At 72.2% G+C, this 6,453-nt stretch carries 7 protein-coding genes and 1 pseudogene; 4 read left to right on the top strand and 4 right to left on the bottom strand.

What is annotated here, in order from left to right:
• Positions 1–207 precede the first annotated feature (207 nt).
• Positions 208–1,542, bottom strand: coding sequence for a UDP-N-acetylglucosamine 1-carboxyvinyltransferase (gene murA / locus E4099_RS27315; protein WP_135341796.1), 1,335 nt, complete (start codon positions 1,540–1,542; stop codon positions 208–210).
• A 238-nt stretch (positions 1,543–1,780) separates the two neighbouring features.
• Between murA and E4099_RS27310 the strand changes: the two genes are divergently transcribed.
• The 3 genes from E4099_RS27310 (at position 1,781) to E4099_RS27300 (ending at position 3,834) form a co-directional block, all read left to right on the top strand.
• Positions 1,781–2,428, top strand: a complete 648-nt coding sequence (locus tag E4099_RS27310; protein ID WP_135341795.1) for a YqgE/AlgH family protein — start codon at positions 1,781–1,783, stop codon at positions 2,426–2,428.
• Positions 2,429–2,703: 275 nt separating this feature from the next.
• A complete protein-coding gene (locus E4099_RS27305) occupies positions 2,704–3,000 on the top strand; it encodes a DUF3039 domain-containing protein (RefSeq protein WP_135341794.1) in 297 nt (98 codons plus the stop codon).
• Between the two features lie 384 nt (positions 3,001–3,384).
• Positions 3,385–3,834 (top strand): hypothetical protein, encoded by a 450-nt coding sequence (locus E4099_RS27300; protein ID WP_135341793.1) that lies wholly within the window; start codon positions 3,385–3,387, stop codon positions 3,832–3,834.
• Positions 3,835–3,895: 61 nt separating this feature from the next.
• Here E4099_RS27300 and E4099_RS27295 read toward each other — a convergent pair whose 3' ends face one another.
• The 3 genes from E4099_RS27295 to E4099_RS27285 all read right to left on the bottom strand — a co-directional run bounded on the left by E4099_RS27295 (position 3,896) and on the right by E4099_RS27285 (position 6,082).
• Positions 3,896–4,459 (bottom strand): GNAT family N-acetyltransferase, encoded by a 564-nt coding sequence (locus E4099_RS27295; RefSeq protein WP_135341792.1) that lies wholly within the window; start codon positions 4,457–4,459, stop codon positions 3,896–3,898.
• 179 nt (positions 4,460–4,638) lie between these two features.
• On the bottom strand, positions 4,639–5,454 hold the full coding sequence (locus tag E4099_RS27290; protein ID WP_135341791.1) for an alpha/beta fold hydrolase: 816 nt from the start codon (positions 5,452–5,454) through the stop codon (positions 4,639–4,641).
• A 181-nt stretch (positions 5,455–5,635) separates the two neighbouring features.
• The gene (locus tag E4099_RS27285) at positions 5,636–6,082 is read right to left on the bottom strand and encodes a carboxymuconolactone decarboxylase family protein (protein ID WP_135341790.1); all 447 of its coding nucleotides are present in this window, start codon (positions 6,080–6,082) and stop codon (positions 5,636–5,638) included.
• Between the two features lie 177 nt (positions 6,083–6,259).
• On the opposite strand from E4099_RS27285, the pseudogene E4099_RS33760 reads away from it, so the two are divergent.
• Positions 6,260–6,453 (top strand): annotated as a pseudogene (locus E4099_RS33760) (beta-N-acetylhexosaminidase); the annotation flags it as partial.

Raw genomic sequence — 6,453 nt, 5'->3', positions numbered from 1 at the left:
GCCGGGAGGCGGTCACGGGCGGGTGGGGTCGCGCGGCCAGGGTCGAGATCGACCGGCTCGGTCATGCCGTGCGGGTCGGGGGTGCCGCCGCGAACCCGGACCGGGAGGCGGTCAGGGGGCATGCATTCCACCTTCGCGCCGAGCTCGACCGGCTCGGCCGTCCCGCAGGAGCCCAGGGATGATCCCCGGGCCCCCGCCGGGAGGCGGTCACGCAGTGCCGGGGAGTTCCACCTTCGCGCCGAGCTCGACCAGCTTGGCCATGAAGTTCTCGTAGCCGCGGTTGATCAGGTCGATGCCATGCACCCGGGAGGTGCCCTGGGCGGCGAGGGCCGCGATCAGGTAGGAGAAGCCGCCGCGCAGGTCGGGGATGACCAGGTCGGCGCCCTGCAGCCGGGTGGGGCCGGAGACGACCGCCGAGTGCAGGAAGTTCCGCTGGCCGAAGCGGCACGCGGAGCCGCCCAGGCACTCGCGGTAGAGCTGGATGTGCGCGCCCATCTGGTTGAGCGCGGAGGTGAAGCCCAGCCGCGACTCGTACACCGTCTCGTGCACGATCGACAGCCCGGACGCCTGGGTCAGGGCGACCACCAGCGGCTGCTGCCAGTCGGTCTGGAAGCCGGGGTGGACGTCGGTCTCCAGGGCGATCGCGTTCAGCGGGCCGCCGGGGTGGTAGAAGCGGATGCCCTCGTCGTCGATGTCGAAGGCGCCGCCCACCTTGCGGTAGGTGTTGAGGAAGGTCATCATCTCGCGCTGGCTGGCGCCCCGCACGTAGACGCTGCCCTCGGTGGCCAGGGCCGCGCTCGCCCAGGAGGCCGCCTCCAGGCGGTCCGGCAGGGCGCGGTGGTTGTAGCCGCCGAGCTTGTCGACACCGGTGATCCGGATGGTCCGGTCGGTGTCCATGGAGATGATCGCGCCCATCTTCTGCAGCACGCAGATGAGGTCCTCGATCTCCGGCTCCACGGCCGCGTTGGAGAGTTCCGTCACACCCTCGGCGAGCACCGCGGTCAGCAGCACCTGCTCGGTGGAGCCGACCGAGGGGTACGGCAGCTGGATCTTGCAGCCGCGCAGCCGCTGCGGGGCCTCCAGATACTGGCCGTCGGCCCGCTTCTCGATGGTCGCGCCGAACTTCCGCAGCACGTCGAAGTGGAAGTCGATGGGCCGGCCGCCGATGTCGCAGCCGCCCAGACCGGGGATGAAGGCGTGGCCGAGACGGTGCAGCAGCGGGCCGCAGAAGAGGATCGGGATCCGCGAGGAACCGGCGTGCGCGTCGATGTCGGCGACATTGGCGCTTTCTACGCGCGTCGGGTCCAGCACCAGCTCACCGGGCTCGTCACCGGGGCGTACCGTCACGCCGTGCAGCTGCAGCAGGCCCCGCACCACCCGGACGTCGCGGATGTCGGGCACATTGCGCAGTCTGCTCGGCTCACTGCCGAGCAGCGCGGCGACCATGGCCTTGGGCACGAGGTTCTTCGCGCCGCGGACCCGGATCTCGCCCTCGAGCGGGGTGCCGCCGTGGACGATGAGTACGTCATCGATGCCAGTCATCTGGTCTCGCGTTTCTGGGATGGGCAGGGGCAGTGAAAAGGGTAATGGCCCCTCGGACCCCCTCCGGCAGGCCCGAGGGCCGCCCCGTGTACGCCATGGACGGTCCCGGGACTCTGCGTGTGTGTGCGGGTGCGCACGGTGATGTGCGCCGCCGCTGCTGTCGTACGCCCCACCCTGCTCTCGGGCAGGTGACCGCTTCCACTCCCCGTCCGGACCGGATATGCGGGATCATGTGGCCATGACCGAGGTGTCCTCGCTCACAGGACGGCTGCTCGTCGCGACCCCCGCGCTGGCGGACCCGAACTTCGACCGTGCCGTGGTGCTGCTCCTCGACCACGACGAGGAGGGCTCGCTCGGCGTGGTCCTCAACCGCCCCACCCCGGTGGTGGTCGGCGACATCCTGGAGTCCTGGGCCGGGCTGGCCGGGGAGCCGGGCGTCGTGTTCCAGGGCGGGCCGGTGTCCATGGACTCCGCGCTGGGCGTGGCCGTGGTGCCCGGCGAGGCCGAGTGGCCGCGGCTGGCGGACGGTGCCGCGGTGTCCACCGCCGAGGACGGGGCCGCCCAGGGCGCCGGGCCGCGCCCCGCCCGGACGGATCCGATCGGCTGGCGGCGGGTGCACGGCGCCATCGGGCTGGTGGACCTGGAGGCACCTCCGGAGCTGCTGGCCGCGGCCCTGGGCAGCCTGCGGATCTTCGCCGGGTACGCCGGGTGGGGCCCCGGGCAGCTGGAGGAGGAGCTGGCCGACGGTGCCTGGTACGTGGTCGAGTCGGAGCCCGGGGACGTGTCCTCGCCGGCCCCGGAGCGGCTGTGGCGGGCCGTACTGCGCCGGCAGCGCAGCGAGCTGGCGATGGTGGCCACCTATCCGGACGACCCGTCGCTGAACTGATCCGCCGTCCGGTGGGCGGACCGTGTACGGGAGGCGTGCCGGGGCCGCGTAGGAGCCGGTTCCGGGGGCGTGTCGCGGCGGGGCGGTGGCGGGGATCCCGGTGTTCGGCCTGGCGGGAGTGGCCAGGTGCGGAGTCCGGTGCGACCGGCTGACGGCCGGGTCCTGGCGGCCGGTCCGGCGGGGTGCGGCCGGGCAGCTGACCATGGCACGTGCCCGCCGGGCGGCCGAGGTGTCCGAGCCTCCGCACCTCCCGGGCCTGAGTACCCTTGGTCCGTATGAGCACTCTTGAGCCCGAGCGCGGGGCAGGTACGGGGACCCTCGTTGAGCCGACACCTCAGGTGTCGCACGGTGACGGAGACCACGAGCGCTTCGCCCATTACGTCCAGAAGGACAAGATCATGGAGAGCGCGCTCTCCGGATCCCCGGTCGTCGCCCTGTGCGGCAAGGTCTGGGTGCCGGGCCGGGACCCCAAGAAGTACCCGGTCTGCCCGATGTGCAAGGAGATCTACGAGGGCATGAGCCCCGCCGGAGACGACAAGGGCGGCAAGGGCGGCAAGGGCGGCAAGAAGTAGCCCCGGCTGGACAGCGCGGACACGCGTCCGACCACGGCGTACGGCAGGCGGCTGACGCGACGGCCGTACGGCTGACCCCGGCGGACATCCCGCTCCCCGCCCGTATCGGAGCCCGCACGGCGCGCCCGGTCCTTCACCCCGCAGGGGGACGGACCGGGCGCGCCGTGTCATGCGCGGGGGCGACGGCCGGACGGTCCGTACGGTCGGGCGGTGGCCCTCGCCCGGCGTAGGGGCCGGGCGCCCGTACGGGTCCGGCCCCGTGTGGGAGCGGGCCACGCCGCCCGGGCGCCGACGTGGAACGGCGCCCGCCGCACCCCGACTCGTCACCCGAACGCATACGGTCCGTTACGTACCGTCCGGTGTTTCCGCCGGTAGGGTCGGTCCATGAGCGGGGATGCAGGGGGTGCCGCGTGTGCGGACGCCCCGGCCAAGCGGGCGGCCTACCTGGTGTTCGGAGCCCGCGAGGTCGACGAGTCCGACGACCGGATCACGGCCTACTGCCAGTTCGAGAAGGACTGGGACGCCCAGCTGGAGAGCTGTGCTCGGCTGGCCGAGGAGCGCGGCTACCAGCCGGTCGGCAGCAGTGTCTTCTCGGTGACCCAGCCCTCCCTGGCGGGGGTGCTGGAGTGGGCCGACGACCCGGGGTGCGAGGTGGTGCTGGTCGCCAGCGACCACATCCTGCGGCGCCTCCAGGACGCCTGGCCGGACTGGGGCCGGGTGGTGGAGCGGTTGGCCGCCGCGGGCGCGGTGGTGGAGGCGGTGCCGTATCCGCAACCCGTCTACCCGGGCGAGGAGTTGCTGGCCGATCACCTGGTGGCCCAACGGGTCTGCTGACCGGTGCGCCCGGGGCGTGGCCAGGACATCCGCGCGCCCCGGACCGCGGCCCCTGTGGCCGTCAGCCCGCCGCCGGCTCGGCGCCCGGTGCGGTCCCGGGCGACAGCGGCTTGCGGAACCAGGCGACGTCCCAGAACTTCCCGAACTTCCGCCCGACCTCCTCCAGCACACCGGACGGCTGGAAGCCGAAGCGCAGGTGGAGCCGCTGCGAGGCCTCGTTGGGCAGGGTGATCCCGGCGATCGCCTGGTGGACGTCCTCCCCCTCCAGCACCGCGAAGAGCGCGCGGTACAGCAGGCTGCCGACACCCCGGCCCGCGTACTCGGGCGCCAGGTAGATGCTGGTCTCCACGGAGGTGTCGTACGCCTGCTTCGGGCGGAACGGGCTGCTGGTCGCGTAGCCAAGGATCTTCCCGTCCTCCTCGGCCACCAGCAGCCGGTGCCGGCCGTGGTCCGGGTGGGACATCAGCCAGGAGCGGCGCTGCTCGATGGTGAACGGCTCGATGTCGAAGGTGATCGTGGTCTCGGTGACGTAGTGGTTGTAGATCCGGGTCAGCTCCGCCAGATCGCCCTCCACACCTGGCCTGACCTGTATCTTCGTCGCCGTTCCGGGCAATGTGTCGCTCATGCGGCGACCGTAGCCAACGTGCGTTACGCCCCTGTTTCGGCGAAGGCCGCGATGTCCGCCGGCGCGGCGACCTCCGCGACGCCCGGAGCTTCGCGGCGCCCTGTCCCTGCCCCAGTCCCACGGAAGAGTCCTCGGCCTCCACGGTGAATCCGGGCCCTGCTCCGAGGTCGGCCCGGACCTCACGCCTTGACGAACTCCAGCAGATCCGCGTTGAGTTCGTCCCGATGGGTCACGAACAGGCCGTGGCCCGCGGTCGGGTACTCCTTCAGTGTGGCCCCCGGCACCAGCCGTACGGTACGGCGACCGGTCACATCGATCGGCGCCGAGGCGTCGACGGCCCCGTGCACCACCAGGGTCGGTATGCGGATGTCCCGCAGCGAGGCCCGGTGGTCGAAGTGGAACGTCGCCTCGAACAGCCGCTGGGTCGCCCACGGCGAGGCCGACATGCACTGGCGCAGCGTCCAGTCGATCAGCGAAGGCGAGACGTCGTGGCCCAGGTGGGTGGCGTACCAGACCTGCGCCTGGCGGCCGAACCACAGCGGCCGGTCGGTGCGGAACTGCTGGAGGTTGGCCTCCAGCACCGCCTCCGGCAGCCCCTCCGGGTTGTCCTCGGTGAGCTTCAGGAAGGGCAGCACGGCGGAGACGAACGCCACCCGCGCGATCCGCTCCTCCCCGTGCCGGGCCAGGTAGCGGGCCGCCTCCGCGCCGCCGGTCGAATGCCCCACCAGGGTCACGTTCCGCAGGTCCAGGTGGTTCAGCAGGGCCGCGATGTCATCGGCCGAGCTGTCCAGGTCGTAACCGGTCGAGGGCCGTTCCGAACGGCCGTGGCCGCGGCGGTCCAGGGTGATGCACCGGTATCCCCGCTCGGTGAAGAAGGGGATCTGGTACTCCCACATGTCGCTGTTCAGCGCCCAACTGGGCACGAACACGATCGGCTCGCCCTGCCCGTAGTCCTCGTATGCCAGGCGAGTGCCGTCGAACGTCTCGAAGAACATGGCTTCCCCTCGGGGTGTGCGGTGATCGTCTTCCAACGGGATCCAGTCTTCGGCAGCCGCGATCCAGGAGCCATTCCCTCCGAAGTAAGTGCGCGGCCGCCGCGCCGCTTGAGGCGTGGGCGGGCTGCCCGGGCCCCGGAGGATCGCGAGGCACGCGCCCCGCGCCCCCGCACCGCCCCCGCTAGGCCTCCTGGCCCACCGGGAGCAGGCCGCGCTCGGCGAACACCTTCTTGGCGGTGAAGGTGGCGTTCAGTGCCCTGGGCATGCCGCAGTAGACCGCCGAGTGCAGCAGGGCCTCCACGATCTGCTCCGGCGAAAGACCCACGTTCAGGGCGGCGTTCACATGCACCTCCAGCTGCGCCTCGCAGCCGCCGAGCGCGGTGAGCATGCCCAGGGTCACCAGCTGCCGGTCGCGCGGGGCGAGTCCGGGCCGGTCGTAGATGTCGCCGAACGCCCAGGCCACGACCTGGTGCCCGAGCTCGGGCGAGATGTCCGCGAGCGCGTCCACCACGCGCTGCCCGGCCTCTCCGTCCACCGCGTGCAGCACCTTCAGGCCGCGGTCGAAACGGTCCTGCCGGGTCTCGGCGGGGGCGGTGGGGGTCTGCTGGATGCTCTGGTCGTCGCTCATGGCGGAGACCGTAGGAGTTGGAGTGCTCTCCAAGTCAAACGGTGACGCGCGGGGTGAGCCGCGCATGCCGCCGTGAGACGCCGACACCGCCCGACCAGGCCCACAACGGGCCCGCCGCCGAGCCCCCTCCCGCTTCCGTGGCCGTACGGGGTGTGCCGAGTGGGCAGGCATGACCCCATGACGACGGACACAGGTCTGATCCCCGCGCCCCTGCGTATCCGGCACGTGTCGTCGGGTGGGGGCGGTGCCGGGTGTGTGCTCGATCGGGAGACCGGGTTGGAGGTGGGGCCCGGGGCCGAACGGGTCGCCGGGTGGTGGCGGGAGAGCGTGGGGGCCGCCACCGGGTTGCCGTTCGCGCCGTCCCAGGGGAG

The sequence above is a fragment of the Streptomyces palmae genome, assembly GCF_004684805.1.
GTDB lineage: Bacteria > Actinomycetota > Actinomycetes > Streptomycetales > Streptomycetaceae > Streptomyces > Streptomyces palmae.
Note: the sequence above shows the minus strand (reverse complement) of the source record. Positions and strands in the feature narration are given on the sequence as shown.